The sequence below is a fragment of the Gordonia pseudamarae genome (assembly GCF_025273675.1).
GTDB lineage: Bacteria > Actinomycetota > Actinomycetes > Mycobacteriales > Mycobacteriaceae > Gordonia > Gordonia pseudamarae.
The window spans coordinates 3808764-3826078 of the sequence record NZ_CP045809.1; the positions used below are offsets into that span (position 1 = coordinate 3808764).

Consider the following 17315-nt stretch of genomic DNA (forward strand, 5'->3'; position numbering starts at 1 on the left):
GGCTTACTTACCCGTCTTTCCGACCTTGCGACGGATCTGCTCACCCTCGTAGCGGATGCCCTTGCCCTTGTACGGGTCGGGGCGACGCAGGCGACGGATGACCGCCGAGATCTCGCCGACTTTCTGCTTGTCGATACCCGACACCGAGAACTTGGTGGGCGACTCGACGGCGAAGGTGATGCCTTCGGGAGCCTCGATCGGCACGGGATGGCTGTAACCGAGCGCGAACTCCAGGTCCTTGCCCTTGGCCTGCACGCGGTAGCCGACACCGAAGATTTCCATCTTGTTGGTGTAGCCCTGCGTGACGCCGATGACGAGGTTGTTCACCAGAGACCGGTTGAGGCCGTGCAGGGCACGGCTGCGGCGCTCGTCGTTGGGACGGGTCACCACGATGCTGCCGTCTTCCTGAGCAACCGCGATGGGCTCGGTGACGGTGTGGGTGAGCTCGCCCTTGGGGCCCTTCACGGTGACGTTCTGGCCGTCGATCGAGACGGTGACACCGGAGGGGATGGCGATGGGATTCTTACCGATACGCGACATTGTTCAGCCTCCCTTACCAGACGTAGGCGAGGACTTCGCCGCCCACGCCCTGGTTGGCCGCCTGACGATCGGTGAGCAGGCCGGACGACGTGGAGATGATGGCCACGCCGAGGCCGCCCAGGACCTTGGGCAGATTGGTGGACTTCGCGTACACCCGCAGACCCGGCTTGGAGACGCGGCGCAGACCGGCGATGCTGCGTTCACGGCTCGGGCCGTACTTGAGGGAGACGACCAGGCTCTTGCCGACCTCTGCATCTTCGGTGCGGAAGTCGGTGATGTAACCCTCGCGCTTGAGGATCTCTGCGATAGCCACCTTGATCTTCGACGACGGAAGGGTGACCTCGTCGTGGTACGCCGAGTTGGCGTTGCGCAGACGTGTCAAAAAGTCTGCGATCGGGTCAGTCATGGTCATGGTTGACCGTCAACCTTTCTCGTAGTGGTTCCCATACAACGCGGGAGTGCGGACACTCCCCCGGTGGGCCTTCCACGAAGTGGACAGTTGTGCAGGTTCTCCCCTGGCGATGCCATTGGCTTTTCGCCGGCACCGCGTCGGGTATGAAGTTGTGGCTCCTGGGGGCACAGTTCACCCAGGCAACCGCTCAAGTGTAGGGAACCTGCGGTCAGAACCCAAATCGTCCCGGATCAGGTCCCAAACCCCACCGCTTGTCGACCCATTCCAGATAGCTGCAGCTGTCAGTAGCCACACCTACCATCGGATGCAGTTGTGAGAATGCATCCAGCATCAATCCCAATGAAGGCGGCGGGCCGATGTGGTGGCAGGAGGCGATCCGGGCGGGAAAGGCGCTGCGCGTGCTCGGCGTGAGCGGTGACGACCTTGACGCGCTGACGGAGATCGATGCCCCGAACAGTCCGATCGTCGTCGGGCTCTGCCCTCCTGAATCAGGTGCCCGGGCGCGGACGATCGTCGACTTGGTCGCCGGGGAACTGCAGAACGCCGTGCTGAATCTGTACCCGACATGGCTATCGGCGTTCGGCGACGCCGGCCTCACGGCTGATAGAGGTTCGCTCGGTGTTGCAGCCGCAGTAGCGATCGCCCGGCGTATGAGCAAACAGACCACCGCCTACTCACCGTTCGTCGTCGATCTTGCCCGGTCGGCCGCATCGAACACACAACCACGATCCGAGTACCCGACCGATATCCGATTGTCCGGTCTGGCCGATCTGCTTCGGCGCAGTTACGGTCGCGACGACATCGTCATAGTCGTGACCGCGGACTACGAGGTCACCGACAGGGCGGCAGCGATCGGGTCTGCGGCCGAGTGGCTGGCACATGCCGGACGCCTCACCGTGTGGCTCGTCGGCCACGAATTCGACCAGCTCACCCGGATACCGTGCATCAATCTGCGTTGCGACCGCGGGGCCACAGCCACAGCCGTCCCCTCCGGATCCCCAGATACGGCCACGGCATCGGCGGCCATCACGCTCACCCCGTTCGGTGGCCGACCCGCGGCGAACAGCGCAGCCGAACAGTTCCTCGAACGGGCGTTGGCGCGTGAACCGTGGGCGAGTGAACGGGTGTGGAACCGTGGCGTGGATGGTCTGGATGCACTGGCTCAGCCCATCCGCGTCGACCTGCAGTGGCGGTACGAACGCATCATCGTCGAGCTCGACGGCGCCGACCATCGCGCTCCGCAGAAATACGCCGCAGACCGATTGCGCGACAACCTCCTCCAATTTGCCGGCTATATGGTCCTGCGCTATCCGAATGAACGAGTTCTCGATGATGTGGGGGCGGTCGTCACCGAACTCCGCGAAGTCGTGCGCGCTCGAAGCGATTAGGCCGACCGAAGACTGGGCAGCAACCCTGGCAATAAGGAAAGATCACCCTGTGACCAACGATGCACTGTCGCCTCCCGAACGCACCATCCTCTTCGCGCTGATGGCTCATGCGACCACGATCCGGAACCCGGACCTCAAGGCAATCGCACCCGAGATGACTCCGACTCGCAGGGCGAAATTCAACAAGTTGGGACTGGTCGAGTCCTCAATGGTCACACGGACTTACGTCCACACCCTCACCGACGCCGGTTGGGCCTGGTGTTCGGCGGAACTCAGTGCACCGACGCCACCGAAGGCACGAACCGCGGAGAGAGCGCTGGCCGAGGTCCTGCGCGGCATCGGCCGCTACCTGAGCGCCACTGACACACTGTTGTCGGACATTTTCGGTATCGAGGCGCCCCCGCAACAGAAATCCGCAAACCAGACGTCCGCAGGTCCTGCAGCCGACCTCGGAGCCCGCGTGCGCGCGGCATATGGCGGCATGCGTTCTCGCCCCGGCGCGTGGGTGCGGGTCGCCGAACTGCGCGCCTCGCTGGCAGACATCGACCGGAACGACTTCGACGCAACCCTGGTCGCGTTGCAGCATGAGCCCGGCGTCCGCCTTGAGCCCAACGAGAAGCAGTCTTCGCTCACCGCCGAGGATCGTGCCGCAGCGGTTCGGGTCGGCAATCAGTTCTGCCACCTGTTTGCGATCGAGGACTGATGGATCCACAAACACGACGGGCACTCGAATCGATCCGACTGGATTGGGCGACCACCCGCGACGACATCTGGGAACCTCAGGCCTTGGTACACGTCGACGGCCTGCATAGCGCCGTCATCGACGAGACGATGCGATCGTTCAGCGATGCGCGGGCCAGCACGGCAGCGAGCCCGCTCGGCGTGGTGATCCAGGGGCCCGCCGGATCGGGAAAAACACACCTGCTGGGACAGGTCCGCGAACGAGTCCAGAACGCGGGCGGCTACTTCTTTCTCGCCAAGCTCCTCGATGGTACGAACTTTTGGCAATCGATCATCGTGTGCATCACCGAAGACCTGAATCGGCCGTCGCCGACCCACTCGTCACAATTGGTCCAGCTTCTCGACCAACTCGGCCGGGAAGCCGGCCTGTCCCCCGACGACCAGCGGTCGATCGTCGGCGACGCGCCGCTGTCACCTGAGATTCTCGAACGATTCATCCGTCGTGTCTACCGCAAGCACCCCACGCACCGCCGACGTTCTCAGCACATTCTGCGCGCCCTTGTCCTCACCGCCGCAGAGGATTTCGCTCTCCAGGACCTCGGTGCCGCTTTCCTTTTTCTCCAACTCGACGATGACGACGAAGCCAAGACCTGGGGCATCCAGGTCAAGAGGCTCGGATACCAGGAGGTCGTCGAGAATATTTCGCGCATCCTGGCCATGGACGAAGCGGCCGTGCTCGCGATCGACCAGCTCGACACCCTCATCGTGACCGACCACGACGGACACTCCGACCAGAGCGCCGTCGACACCATCGCGCACGGCTTGATGACCCTACGTGAAACACTCAGCCGGACAACGTCAATTGTGTCATGCCTGTCGACTGCCTGGACCATCCTCGAAGACGAAGCCCCACGCGCGGTCGTCGACAGATTCCGCAAACTACCGCCACTGCAACGGCCGACGTCGGCCGACTTCGGCCGCGCCCTACTGGCCAGACGATTCGCCGCGTTCTACGAAACAGCTTCCTTCACCCCGCCGTACCCGACCTGGCCGATCAATGAGGCCGCTCTGGCCGAATCCATCAACCACACCCCACGCACGCTGATGCAGGCCGCCGATCGGCACATTGGGATATGTCTGCGCACGGGAACATCATCGGAGATGATGACCCTCCGCGACAGCAGTACCACCAAGACCGTGACCGCTCACGACGACCCTGAGTTCGCCGCGCTCGACCAGCGATTCGACGATTTGATCCGGGCAGCCGATCCGACGGCGATCATCGACCCGTCGACGGAGGACACCCGTGTCCCGGAGTTATTGATGGCCGGTTTGGCGACCTGGGTCGGTGCCCTCGCGGCCGACGCTGAATCCTACCGGTGGGATGATAGGCCGGGTAAGCAACCCAATCTCCATGCCCGACTTCGCCGGACCATCGACCCGGACACCGACGCCCAACAATCCTGGTCGTTCCGGGCCATCGCATCGACCAACGCGATTGCGGCACAGACCCGTCTGGCGAAAGCCTCCGCCGCAGCCGGATTAACCAACCACCTCAATACTCTGGTCATCCTGCGGCAGGCACCGTGGCCGTCGGGCCCCAAGACCGCAACCGTGGTCACCGAATTCATCGATCGCGGTGGCCGGGTGATCGCCTGGTCCGCCGACGACATCCGGGTATTGATCGCAGTGCGCGCGCTTCGCGCCGAACACGCCGACCGTCTCGGTGAATGGATCGTGTCACGGAACCCCGTGTCACGAATCGCGTGGCTCGATCAAATCCTATCCCCGACCGGGGACAGTTCCGGCGCTCCTTCCGGTGAACCCTCACCGCACGAACCGGATCACGAACCGAGCGCGGTTCCACCCCCGCCGGATGTTCACCCGCAGAACAGTGACGGTCCAGATAATGACAGGCCCGAGTACCCCGAGAGCAACAACGCCACTACTTCCATCTCTCCACAACCGTCCGCCGACGACGAACCCACCCGCAACGCCGAACCAGTGGCTCCGGCACCGCACCCAGAGCCCATCCAGGTGCGACCGGATCATTTCACCCTGGGGTCGGTGGTCGGCGCACTGACCGCGCGCGAGGTCGGCATCGACCTGGAGGCACTGCGCAAACACACGGTGATCTTCGCCGGATCCGGTTCAGGCAAAACAGTTCTCATCCGGCGCATCATTGAAGAGTGCGCTTTGCGTGGAGTCTCATCCATCGTTCTCGATGTGAACAACGACCTCGCCCGCCTCGGACAGCCATGGCCGGCGGGCTCCCGTGAATGGCCGAACGCCGACGAGGAGACCGCGGCCCGCGACTACATCGCGAACACCGATGTCGCCGTGTTCACTCCGGGAAAGATGTCGGGGCGGCCGTTGAGCTTCCAGATGCTGCCCGACTTCACCGAGGTCGTCGACAACCCCGACGAGTTCGGCGCCGCAGTCGCCTCGGCGCTCGGAGCGTTGGCGCCACGGGCCCTCGCGATCGGCAAGTCGGCCAAGCACAAGCGCATGATGGCCACGCTCAAACAGACCATCGAACATTTCGGCCGGACCGGTGGCGGCACCATCGACACGCTCGTGGACCTGCTCGCCGACCTCCCCGACACCTTGTGCGAATTCGCCGACAGCCCCAAACTCGGGCGGGAGTTATCGGACAACCTGCGTTCCGACCTGATCACCGACCACGTGTACAGCAACGAACCGGTCGACCCGTCGGTCCTGCTGACACCTCCGCCCGGCTACCGTGCCAGGGTTTCGGTGATCAACCTGTCCGGTCTGCCCGACGCCAACAAGCGCAACAACTTCATCGGCCAACTACAAATGTCGCTGTTCGCGTGGATCAAGAAGCACCCGGCCGGCAACAAACCGCTCGGTGCCGTCCTGGTCATGGACGAGGCGCAGAATTTCGCACCGTCGGAGAAAACCACGACATGCACGGAAAGCACCTTGGCACTGGCAGCTCAGGCAAGGAAGTACGGGCTGGGCCTCATCTTCGCGACTCAGGCACCTAAAGGCCTGCACAGCAAGATCGCGGGGAACGCCTCCAACCAGTTCCTCGGCCGATTCCAGTCGCCGGTCCACATCTCTGCGGCCAAGGAACTCGCGGCAGCCAAGAGTTCAGACGTTTCGGACATCGGCCGTCTGACCACCGGTGTCTACTACGCGGCCGTCGACGGCGGCCCATTCACCAAGATCCGCACCCCCCTGTGCCTCAGCTACCACCCGCCGAGCCCGCCCTCGGAGGAGGAGGTCATTGCGATCGCCCGCACCTCGGCGTCCTCGCACTGATCCGCACCACTCATCCGATGGCACGACACTTCCTCCCGAACCCGCAGGAAGTGACTAGGCTGGCTAACGCTCCTGACGCATCACCGACCGGAGGACTGCAGAGACATGGGCGTGATCTCCAAGCTCAAGGGCGAGCTCGTCGACATCATCGAATGGTTCGACGACACTCGCACGACGCTGGCGTGGCGTTTTCCGCGCTACAACAACGAAATCAAGAACGGTGCCCAGCTGATCGTCCGGGAGGGCCAGAAGGCGGTGTTCGTGTACCGCGGCCGGCTCGCGGACACCTTCGGGCCGGGTAACTATGAGCTGACCACCGAAAATCTGCCGATCCTGTCAACGATCCAGGGGTGGAAGCACGGTTTCAAGAGCCCGTTCCGTTCCGAGGTGTACTTCATCAACACCCGGCCGGTCACCGAACTGCGGTGGGGCACCCCCAACCCGATCACCATCCGCGACCCCGATTTCAAGATGGTGCAGGTCCGGGCCAACGGCATGTGTGTGGTGCGGGTGGCCGATCCCGCGATCTTCCTGCGTGAGGTGATCGGCACCGACAGCAACGTCAACGTCGATGAGATCTCGGAGTTGCTGCGGCGCATCATCGCGCAGGCATTTTCCGACATGATCCTGCAGACCGGCGTCGGGGTGATCGATCTGCAGGGCAAGGTCGGTGAGCTCTCGCAGAAGCTGAAGGTGTTCGTCCAGGAGCGGGTCGACGACGAGTACGGACTCGGGATCGAGGACATTCTGCTCAACGTGTCGCTGCCGGAGGAGATCACCGCGGCGATGACCCGGGGCGTGGCGCGCGGTGTGGAGGAGCAGGGTTTCCTCAATCAGGTCGACGACATGCAGCGCTATCAGCAGGGCAAGCTCGGTGAGGCGATGGTCGCGGGCGCGGCCAATCCCGGCGGCAGTTCGGTGGGCGATTTCCTGGGTGCCGGTATGGGTATGGCGCTCGGCCAGCAGATGGGCATGGGCGGCGCCGTCGCCGGTCCCGCACAGCCGGCTCCGGCCCCCGCGGCGGCACCACCGCCGCTGCCGACGGCCACCCAATATCACGTGGAACAGAACGGTCAGGCCGGCGGACCGTACACGGCCGCGCAGTTGCAGCAGTCCATCGCCGCCGGTTCGGTGACCAGGCAGACGCTGGTGTGGTCGGCGAACATGGCCGGGTGGACGGCGGCCGGGCAGGTTCCCGAACTCGCCGCGCTGTTCCCCGCCGTTCCGCCGCCGCTGCCGCCATCGATGCCCCCGGCCTAGACACTCGCCAGATTTCACCGGTCCAGATGCTCGGCCAGGTTCAGCACCCGACCTGAGACCGCCGCATTCTTGTCCGAGAGGATCCCTCGATGACCACTCCCCCCGTGCCGCCACCGCTGCCGTCCGACGGACCGCCACCTCCACCGCCCGGCGCCCCACCACCGCTGCCACCCACGGGTGCGGGCAGCCCGCCACCGATCCCGCCCCGGCAGGCCGGGCCGCCGCAGGACCGACGACCGCCTGCCGCGCAGGCCCCGGTGCCCGACTCACGCTCCGGGCGGGCCGGCCAGTATCACGCCACCGAGGACACCCGCACGTTTCCGTGCGTCAATTGCGGCGCCAACCTGGTGTTCGATCCGGCGACCGGCGTGCTGCGCTGCCCCAGCTGCAACAGCACCCGCGAAATCGCCCGCACCGACGCCAGGATCGGTCTGCACGATCTGCGCAGTTCCGAGGTCGCGGCCGGCAGCACCCGTGGGCTGTTGTCGGCGGACGATCCCGCAGCCTCCGACGAACACCAGGTGGTGTGCCAGAACTGCGGTGGCACAACCGTGTTCACCGGAACACTGACCGCAACCCGCTGCCCGTACTGCGCGTCACCGATCCAGCGCGACGACATTCAGGACGCGCCCAAGACGTTGCCCGTCGACGGGGTGATCCCGTTCGGGGTCGACAGCAAACAGGCGCGGCAGAATATCGAGAAATGGATCAGTTCACGCTGGTTCGCGCCGACGGAGTTCAAGAAATACCGCACCCTCGGTTCGTTCTCCAGCGTGTACTTCTCGTACTTCAGTTACGACACCACCGCTTACACCCGTTACTCCGGGCAGCGCGGTGACGACTACACAGTCGTCGTCGGCGAGGGAGACGATAGGCACACCGAAACCCGCACCCGCTGGAGCCACGTTCACGGCGAGGTGGTCGATAACTTCAAAGATGTTGCAGCCCTGGCAAATAAGGGCATCGATGCGGAGCGTGTGGAGGAACTCAAGCCGTGGCCGATCCAGACGGCACGCCCGTTCACCGGCGAGTATCTGGCCGGTCACCTCGCCCGCACCTATGAGATCGGCCCCGATGAGGGTTTCCAGATCGCCCGCCGCGAGGAGATCGATGCGCGGATCACGTCGACGGTGCGCCGCGATATCGGCGGCGACAAGCAGCGCATCTCGTCGTCGGAATCGCGATTCAACCCATTGCAGTTCCGGTATCTGTTGCTGCCCATCTGGCTGCTGACGGTGGTGTACGACTCGAAACCGTTCCAGGTGTACATCAACGGTGTCACCGGCGAGGTGCAGGGTTCGCGGCCGTACAGTAAGACCAAGATCATCTCCGCGATCGTCGCCGCCCTCGCGCTCATCGCGGCGATAGTCATTCTCGTACAGGCGGTGAGATAGCGATGGGAATCCTCGTACTGGGCGCCATTGTGCTCGTTGTCGCCGGTGTAGCGGTTGCCGTGGTCGCACTGCTGCTGATGTTGCGCAGGTCTTCTCGGGCACAGTTGCAGCAGTCGACGCAGCTGTATCCGGGCAGGTCTATCGAGGCGCCCGAGGGCTGGGCACTCGGACATTCCCCGGAGGCACGGCTGTTCCGGCGCATCCGGGACGCCCTCACGCCGCTGCACAACGCGCCCGGCACCGACATCTCGCTGATCGACGGGCGTGTGCAGATCGAATTGGCCGCCGACGATGTGGCTCAGCGCCTGGTCGCCCTGAGCGCCGTCGACCGATCGGTCGCCGAGCCGGTGCTGGCCAGGGCCGAATGGTGGGTCGGCGCACTGGAATCGGTGACCGGAAGGCTGATCCTCGGGCAACGACTCGAGGTGGGCGAACTGGAGCAGGTCACCAAGCAGAACCCGTTCTCGGGCTAGACGGGGTATGCGACGCGGGGAGAAGGTCCCGACACAATTGCGTGTCGGGCCGGTCGCGCTCAGTGGTTCTGCGGAGCGCTGCTAACATCACGCCGTTCGTATCTGGGAGGGGGAGTCTCTTGGCTTCACGATGGAGCGCGGTCGCGCTCGCTTTGTCTGCTGCGTTCGCGCTGGGTGCGTGTTCCGACAGTCCGGAGGAGAAGGCGACGGCCGACTGCGGTGCCGTGTGGCGCGCCGTGTCCGATGTCCCACAGACTCTCGAGCGCTACAAGAAGAGTGGCGGTACGACGACGCTGTCCGCCGTCGTGCTGACATCGGACGAGCTGGACCAGATCCACGATCCGGAGCTGAAGAAGCTTGCCGAGCAGGGCGCCTCGCTGGCCAACCGCCTCAACGAGACCAAGGATCCTGCCGTACAGAACCAGATCGTCACTCAGACGAAGCAGGTTTTCGAGGCGTTCCGCAAGAAGTGCGACGGGTGGATAGGCACTACGGCGCAGCATGACGAGCTGAGCCAGATCCTCGCGGCGGGCAAGGTACCCGAGCCCGACAAGCATGCTCCGATCACCGGGACCACACCGGAGGGCACCACCGTCAAGCTCGGCGAGCCGGTGCTGGTCAAGTACACCGACTATGAGGGTCGCCAGGGCAAGGTGAAGTTCACTGTCACCGAGGTCGCACCGTTGTCGAGCAGCGACTTCCTGCGCATCAACCGAAACAAGCGCAACTCCTACGGTCCGATCAAGTACCTGCGCTTCACCGTCGAGGTGATGTCCGACGATCGTCCCTACGAGGCTCAGCCGAACGTGATTATCAACCCGGAGTTCTCCTTCGGCACCTCCGACGACCAGCTCGTGAGCACGCTGACCTTCAGCGAGCCGTTCGATTCGTGCAAGAACACCACCGGCAACGTTGCCTCCACTGGTGACTTCTGCAGGGTCATCGAGGTCCCGAAGAGGTCGACACTGAAGACCGTCGGGGTGACCACCCTCGACAAGTCGCACCAGAAGCCGCCCGGTACGACGCTGTACCGCTGGACCGTCGGCTGACGAGGAATGATCACGAACTGTAGATCGGGGAAGGTATGCCGTCCCGCGTGATGATCTCAGTCAGTTCAGATTCTTGATCAAGCCGGCGTCGCCACGCTGGAGCGAAGGCACACCTGGTGCCCAACGTGATTTCAGTCGCGTTGGCGCAGTTCCTCGACTCAGGTGCCGGGTTATCAGTGGCCACGACCGTCATCCAAACCGAATGGCTTACAGTAAGCTGAACAAGAGTCGATCGGTGGAGGGATTGAGACGTGGATCTGGGATTTGCCGGCGCCGTGGTCGTGGTCAACGGCGGCACCAAGGGGATGGGCCGGGCGGCGGCCGAGACGGTCGCGGCCGAAGGCGCGAAGGTGGCGCTGCTGGCCCGGGGTGAGCAGGGTCTGGCCGATACGTCGGCGCGACTGACCGAGCTGGGCGCCGCCGACGTCCTGCCGATTCCCACCGACCTCAACAGCCGCACCGAGATCGACGCCGCGTTCGCCACGATCGGGCAGCGTTGGGGCGTGGTCAACACGCTGGTCAACGCCGTCGGGCCGGTCGATGTGGGCATCGGCCCGCTCGATGCCGTCGACGATGCCAATTGGCACGCCACCTTCGACATCGGCACCCTCAGCGCCGTCAAATGTGTCGAGGCCGCACTCCCGTTGCTCCGCAAGGCGCAGTGGGCACGCATCGTGAACGTGTCCGCGCATTCGGTGCGACGCCAGTCGCCCACCCTGATCGCCTATACCGCCGCCAAGGCCGCACTGACCAGCGTCAGCAAGAACCTCTCGCAAACCCTTGCACCCGAGGGAATCCTGGTCAACACGGTTTCCCCCGGATCGTTCCTGTCCCAGGGCCTGCGTGACTACCTGTCCCGGCTTCCCGAGGACCGTCGTCCCGACCTGGATGATCTGTACGCGGTCATGGACTCGATCGACGCCGAGTTCGGTCATCCCGCCTTCATCCGCCGCGCGGCCCTGCCCGCCGAGATCGGGCCGGTCATCGCGTTCGCCGGGTCGCGGACCAACACATACATGACCGGCGCCGACCTCAACGTCGACGGAGGTTCCGACTTCTGACCTCGGACTCCCCGGGGTACCTCACAACACCTCTTGACCCTGTGAGTCCACTGTGACAGGATTCGCGATGGCAAGGCCCTGGTTAGGCAAGCCATAACAAACTCGTCGCGCATTGTCGCCGACGGGTTGACGGCCGTCGGTATGTGTCAGGAGGAGTGCGATGCCGCTGGGTCGCCGCCGCATCCTGCGCACAACCAGGGGCCGTCAGACGGGCTCCACCACCGAACAACTGCTGGCGCAGCGCTGGGCGAAGGCGCTCGGCGGCGTCGATGTGGGCCCGGATGACACGTTCTACGATCTCGGCGGTTCGTCACTGCAGGTGGTCGAGATGCTGGACGGTTTCCGGTACGACTGGGCCGTCGCACTGACCCCCGCAGACCTCGTCGAGCACCCGACGCTGCGCGAGTTCGCCGCACATATTGACGCCGTCCGCAGCCGCGGTTTCCGCACCCGGACATCGACGACCATTCGGCTGCAAGAAGGTTCGCCGCCCGGTGACACGCTGTTCTGCGTGGCCGGTGCGGGTGCGTCAACGCTCAGCTTTGTCAGACTCGCCGCCGCGCTCGAGCCCGACATCACCGTCTACTCGTTGCACGGGCGCGGCCAGGAAACGCGGGGCATCCCCGAATTGACCCTCAAGGGGCAGGCGCGGCGCCAGGTCCGGCAGATCCGTGCGATCCAACCGTCGGGCGTCTACCACCTGGCCGGACATTCCTCGGGTGCGGTCGTCGCCCTCGAGTGCGCTCGACTGCTGCGCGATTCCGGAGCGCAGGTGGCGCCGCTGGTGCTGATTGATCCGCGGGTCCCGGCCCGCTCCGCGCCCGCGAACCCGACCGACTCCGCGAATCCGCCGGCCGGGCGAGCCCGCGGCGACGGCGCTCCGGCCGCCGCCACCCCGCCGATGCACGAAAGATTGCTCACCCACGCCAGGGTCGCGGCGTGCGGTATCGTGCAGTTCGACGTCAAGACGCAACAGGACATCGCCTGGGAGCGTGGCCGGCGGTCTCACGATCGGCACCGCCTGCGCCCTTTCGACCACCCGATGACGATCGCCTTCAGCCGCGAATACATCGACCACATCGAACTGTGGCGGCATTTCACCGGCTCGGAAACTGAATTCACCGAGATCTGCGAGCGGCACAACGATCCGTTGCGGGACACTTTTGTCGCCACATTGTGCGCCGATCTCATCACCGAGCGGTGTCTGGACAGCCTCAACCACGCACCGTAGGGACCTTGTGCCCCACATCAACCGGGCACACCCGGCCGGTTTGCAAAGAGACAGTAAATAGTGTTAGCTAAGGCTTACCTAATTTTAGACTTGGTGAGGCGCTATGGAATTTTCTACCGTGTCGGCAAATCAACTCGGAATCACTGTGCGCGGACTGATTCCGCAGGTGGCCACCGATGACGAGATCAGGCAATTGCACGACGCCGTGTTCGAACACAAGCTGGTGATTCTCAAGAACCAGGATCTGCCCAGCCCCGACTACCTCGAATTCGCGCGCCGATTCGGTGACGTCGTCCGCTACTACGAACCGATGTACGAACACCCCGAGCACCCGGACATCTTCGTCTCGTCGAACGTTCCGAAGGACGGCAAGCAGATCGGTGTGCCGCGCACCGGAAAGTTCTGGCATTCGGACTACCAGTTCCGGTCCGACCCCTTCGCCATCACCTTCATCTATCCGCAAGTCATCCCCATCAAAAACCGGGGCACCTTCTACATCAACATGGCCGACGCCTACCGCAGGTTGCCCGGGGACCTCAAACGCGAGATCGAGGGCACCTACAGCGTCCATTCGGTGCGCAAGTACTTCAAGATCCGCCCGAGCGATGTCTACCGGCCGCTCAGTGAGGTCATCCGCGAGGTGGAGACCAAGACCCCGCCGCACATCTGCCCGACCGTCGTCAAGCATCCACGTACGGGTGAGCCGGTGCTGTATATCAGTGAAGGTTTCACCGTGGGAATCCAGGACGGCGACGGCAACGATCTGGGTGAGGACCTGCTACAACGCCTGTTCGAGGCCACCGGCCAACTCGACGACAGTTGCTCGCAGCCGGGCACCCACCTGGTGACCCCCGAACCGGGTGATCTGCTGATGTGGGACAACCGCTCGCTGATCCATCGTGCGTTACACACCCCCACGCCGGAACCGACCGTCTCACACCGCGTCACCGTGTCCGACGGAGCAACCCTCCAGCCGGTCTGAGCACTACCCGCCTTACCGGCGAGACCGGGCCGCACACGATCTGTCCGGCCCGGTCTCGCCTCACGATTGGACTATCCCGACATGACCGTCACCCTGCCCGAACATCATCGAAGACTTTCCGACGCCGAGCTTTTCACACGGGTCATGGCCCCGTACGCCGGCAAACGGGCCATCTATCTCACCGAACCGCCAACAGTCACCGTCGAAGACGGAAACCTTTGTAGTGCAGGTTCTTACAGCATTTCCGAGCCCTGCTACATCGATGACACCGGCCACTTCAACGCGGCCGAGTTCATCATCTGCTACAACCAGCTGATGTACCACGCCCTTGCGGTGGCGGTACGCGATGACCTCACCCCGCAGTTCGCGCCGTGGACACTGGAGGACTACTGGGCCAAGCAACTGCCCGATGTCCTGATCGTCGAAACCACGTCCAAGTTCATCCGGCCCATCGCATCAACCGCGTTCACCGGCCGGTTCTCCGTCACATCGACGATGGCCGGCAACCGGCTCCTGGTCCTGGACACCGCGATCGCCTTCAGTGACGACACCGGCGGGCAGTGCTCGGGAACCGTCCGCCTGGCCATCGTCCAGCCGCCGGTGAAGCGATGACCGACACCGCTCACCAGATCACCCAGGATCGGCTCTACTTTCCCGAATGCCGCACCCTCACAGGAACACTCGCCTTTCACGCCGCACGGATACCAGAGCATCCGGCGGTGGTGACCGCGCAGTCCACGCTCAGCTACCACGATCTCGACGGCACCAGCAACCGACTGGCTCGCGCCCTGGCCGACGCCGGCGCCGAGGCCGGCACCCGGATCGCGGTGATCGGGCATGAGAGCGCCCACTACTACGAGCTGCTGTTCGCGGTGGCCAAGATCGGGGCCGTCCTGGTCCCGGTCAACTGGCGACTGTCGGCCCCCGAGGTGGCGCACATCCTCAACGATTCACAGGCCATGTTCCTGTTCGCCGACGGCTCGACCGACACCGCCGAACAACTGCCCTCGGTCACCATGATTCGTTATGACACAAGCGATTACCCGGACTGGCTCGACCGGTTCGATGACGCTCCGGTGATACCGGACACCACAGAGAACGACCCGATCGCCCAGCTGTACACCAGCGGCACCACCGGTCTGCCCAAGGGTGTCGTACTGCCGCAACGCAGCTTCTTCGCCATCGGCGACCTGCTCGCCGAGGCCGGGGTCGACTGGATCGACTGGCGCGAGGGCGATGTGAGCCTGATCGGCCTGCCTGGTTTCCACATCGGCGGATTGTGGTGGGCGATGCAGGGTTTCCGTGCCGGGATCACCAATGCGGTGATGCCGTTCTTCAGCGCCGAACACGCGCTCGCCCTGTTCTCGCGATACCGTGTCACCACCGGCTGCATGGCGGCGGCGATGATTCAGATCCTGCTCAGCGATCCGTCGGTGTCGCGGCGCACCTTCGCCTCACTGCGCAAGGTCATCTACGGCGGATCACCCATCAGCGAGGATCTGCTGCAACGGGCGATGACGATCCTCCGATGCGATTTCGCACAGATCTACGGACTCACCGAAACCGGCAATACCGCCGTCTGCCTGCCGCCGGACCAGCATCGCCCGGGAACCACACGGATGCGTGCGGCCGGACGCCCCTATCCCGGTGTCGAGTGCCGCATCGTCGACGACGACAGTCGGACGCTGCCGGTGGGAGTCGTCGGCGAGGTGCATCTGCGAACCCCGGCCCGGATGCTGGAGTACTGGCGGCTGCCGGAGGCGACCGCGGCAACCCTCGTCGACGGCTGGATCATCACCGGCGACGCGGGATACCTGGATTCCGACGGATATCTGTACATCCACGACCGCATCAAGGACATGATCATCTCCGCGGGTGAGAACGTGTATCCGGCCGAGATCGAGAACGTGCTCGCCGGGCATCCGGCGGTACACGATGTCGCGGTGATCGGCGTCCCCGACGAACGCTGGGGCGAGGCGATCCACGCGTTTGTCACCGTGACCGCGGGTGCCCAGATCGAGACGCGCTCGCTGGTGGAGTTCGCCTCCACGCGGCTCGCGGCGTTCAAGCTTCCAGCGAGGTATCACATCGTCGAATCGATTCCGCGTAATCCCAGTGGCAAGATATTGCGTCGTGAACTGCGAGCCGAATTCTGGTCGGGCCGGGACCGTCAGGTCAACTAGGCCGTGACAGAGCAGGTCACCATGGGAGCCGAACCGTCCACCGACCCGGGTGGCCGGTCACGGTGGCAGAGCCTGGAGTTCAATTCAACCGCGCTGATGGCGGCGGGGTTGATCAACAGTGCGCTCGGCCTGGTGTTCTGGGCGCTGGCCGCGCGCTTCTTCGTCGAAGCCGAGGTGGGGCGCGCCGGCGCGGTCATCAACACCGCGGTCATGCTGTCGACGCTGGCCAACCTGAGTCTCGGCGCATTGTACGAACGCTTCCTTCCGCTCGCCGGACGCCTTACCGGCGGACTGTTGATCCGCGGCTACGTCGTGACCGGGACGCTCGCACTGACCCTCGGCGCGATCTTCATCGCCGTCGGTCCGGCCGACGACTTGTTCGGGTCCACCACGGGCAAGGGGCTGTTCCCGCTGTGCGTGGCCGTGCTGGCCGCCTTCGCGCTGGCCGATTCGGTGCTCGTGGGTCTGCGCATCGCCCGGTGGGCCGCGGTCAAGAACATCACCCTCGCCGTGCTGAAGCTCACCGTGTTGTGCGGGCTCGGCATCACCGTGGCCGACCGGAACGATTCGATGTCCGGCGGATCGATGCCCGGAAGCACGGCGATCGAGGTGTCGTGGGTGCTCACGGCGGCCGTCGCGGTGATCGCGGTGCAGGCCGTGGTGGTGATGTCGGTCCGTGCCCAGTCCCGCACCGAGCCGTCGTTGCCGCCCAATCGGCAGCTGCTGAGCTACTTCGCGAGCACGTTCGGCATCGCGGCGCTGGCCAGCATCACCCCGCTGGTGTTGCCGCTGTTGGTGGTGGTGCAGGCCGGGGCCACCGACACCGCCTACTTCACCGTGTCATGGACCATCGTCTCGGCGATTCTGGTGGCGGTGCTGATGGTGTGCGGGCCGTTTATCGCCGAGGCCGCCGCCCACCCCGAGCAACTCGCCGCCCTCCTGCGCAGATTCCTGCGCCTGTTCGGTGCGGCCAGCGTGCTGGCCGCGTGCGCTTTGGGGGTCGGAGGTCCGGTCGCACTGTGGCTGGTCAGCCCCGACTACGCGGCCAACGCGTGGTCGCTGATGCTGGCGGCGGCGCTGGTCCCGATCGCGAGCGCACCCGGAGTTGTGTTCGCGTGCCTGTGCCGGGTACACCGCACCATGGCGCCTGCGGTCGCGCTGCAGGTGGTGTCCACCGTCGGCGTCATCACCGGCTGCCTGTGGGTGATCCCGCGGCACGGCATCACCGGCATCGGCTGGACGTACGCCGCGGTGGAAACCCTCGGTTCGCTGTTGATCGCGGTGCCGCTGTGGCGGCGGCTGCGCACCGACCTCCGGGCGGTTCCCGCGCAGCCCAACCCCCGGCACTGAACCCCCTATCCCGACCCCGACCT

Annotated in this window: 15 protein-coding genes; 13 read left to right on the top strand and 2 right to left on the bottom strand. The window is 64.7% G+C overall.

Annotated features, from left to right (window positions below):
* Window positions 1–3 precede the first annotated feature (3 nt).
* Together rplF and rpsH are read right to left on the bottom strand one after the other, a co-directional pair.
* Window positions 4–540, bottom strand: coding sequence for a 50S ribosomal protein L6 (gene rplF / locus GII31_RS16975; protein WP_213244554.1), 537 nt, complete (start codon window positions 538–540; stop codon window positions 4–6).
* Between the two features lie 13 nt (window positions 541–553).
* Complete coding sequence (gene rpsH, locus GII31_RS16980) at window positions 554–952, bottom strand: 30S ribosomal protein S8 (RefSeq protein ID WP_005187635.1); 399 nt, start codon at window positions 950–952, stop codon at window positions 554–556.
* Between the two features lie 356 nt (window positions 953–1308).
* Between rpsH and GII31_RS16985 the strand changes: the two genes are divergently transcribed.
* The 13 genes from GII31_RS16985 to GII31_RS17045 all read left to right on the top strand — a co-directional run bounded on the left by GII31_RS16985 (window position 1309) and on the right by GII31_RS17045 (window position 17292).
* The gene (locus tag GII31_RS16985; RefSeq protein WP_213244555.1) at window positions 1309–2340 is read left to right on the top strand and encodes an endonuclease domain-containing protein; all 1032 of its coding nucleotides are present in this window, start codon (window positions 1309–1311) and stop codon (window positions 2338–2340) included.
* Window positions 2267–3043: a hypothetical protein gene (locus tag GII31_RS16990; protein WP_260840061.1), complete on the top strand. Its 777-nt coding sequence runs from the start codon at window positions 2267–2269 to the stop codon at window positions 3041–3043. Before GII31_RS16985 ends, GII31_RS16990 begins: the two co-directional genes overlap by 74 nt.
* Complete coding sequence (locus GII31_RS16995) at window positions 3043–6309, top strand: helicase HerA domain-containing protein (protein WP_260840062.1); 3267 nt, start codon at window positions 3043–3045, stop codon at window positions 6307–6309. Before GII31_RS16990 ends, GII31_RS16995 begins: the two co-directional genes overlap by 1 nt.
* Window positions 6310–6414: 105 nt before the next feature.
* Window positions 6415–7569 (top strand): SPFH domain-containing protein, encoded by a 1155-nt coding sequence (locus GII31_RS17000; protein ID WP_213244558.1) that lies wholly within the window; start codon window positions 6415–6417, stop codon window positions 7567–7569.
* An 89-nt stretch (window positions 7570–7658) separates the two neighbouring features.
* Window positions 7659–8963 (top strand): hypothetical protein, encoded by a 1305-nt coding sequence (locus GII31_RS17005; protein ID WP_260840063.1) that lies wholly within the window; start codon window positions 7659–7661, stop codon window positions 8961–8963.
* 2 nt (window positions 8964–8965) lie between these two features.
* Entirely contained in the window at window positions 8966–9436 is a 471-nt protein-coding gene (locus GII31_RS17010) for a hypothetical protein (RefSeq protein WP_213244559.1), read from the top strand.
* Window positions 9437–9555: 119 nt separating this feature from the next.
* Window positions 9556–10485 carry a hypothetical protein gene (locus GII31_RS17015; RefSeq protein WP_213244560.1) on the top strand — a complete coding sequence of 310 codons (930 nt, stop codon included), beginning with the start codon at window positions 9556–9558 and terminating at the stop codon, window positions 10483–10485.
* Window positions 10486–10736: 251 nt separating this feature from the next.
* A complete protein-coding gene (locus tag GII31_RS17020) occupies window positions 10737–11546 on the top strand; it encodes an SDR family NAD(P)-dependent oxidoreductase (protein ID WP_213244561.1) in 810 nt (269 codons plus the stop codon).
* Window positions 11547–11706: 160 nt separating this feature from the next.
* On the top strand, window positions 11707–12777 hold the full coding sequence (locus tag GII31_RS17025; protein WP_213244562.1) for an alpha/beta fold hydrolase: 1071 nt from the start codon (window positions 11707–11709) through the stop codon (window positions 12775–12777).
* Window positions 12778–12880: 103 nt separating this feature from the next.
* Window positions 12881–13759 carry a (3R)-3-[(carboxymethyl)amino]fatty acid oxygenase/decarboxylase gene (scoE, locus tag GII31_RS17030; RefSeq protein ID WP_213244563.1) on the top strand — a complete coding sequence of 293 codons (879 nt, stop codon included), beginning with the start codon at window positions 12881–12883 and terminating at the stop codon, window positions 13757–13759.
* A gap of 81 nt (window positions 13760–13840) precedes the next feature.
* Complete coding sequence (locus tag GII31_RS17035; protein WP_213244564.1) at window positions 13841–14371, top strand: FcoT family thioesterase; 531 nt, start codon at window positions 13841–13843, stop codon at window positions 14369–14371.
* Complete coding sequence (locus GII31_RS17040) at window positions 14368–15942, top strand: long-chain-fatty-acid--CoA ligase (RefSeq protein ID WP_213244565.1); 1575 nt, start codon at window positions 14368–14370, stop codon at window positions 15940–15942. The genes GII31_RS17035 and GII31_RS17040 overlap by 4 nt, the downstream gene beginning before the upstream one ends.
* A gap of 3 nt (window positions 15943–15945) precedes the next feature.
* Entirely contained in the window at window positions 15946–17292 is a 1347-nt protein-coding gene (locus GII31_RS17045) for a lipopolysaccharide biosynthesis protein (RefSeq protein WP_246221929.1), read from the top strand.
* Window positions 17293–17315: the final 23 nt, after the last annotated feature.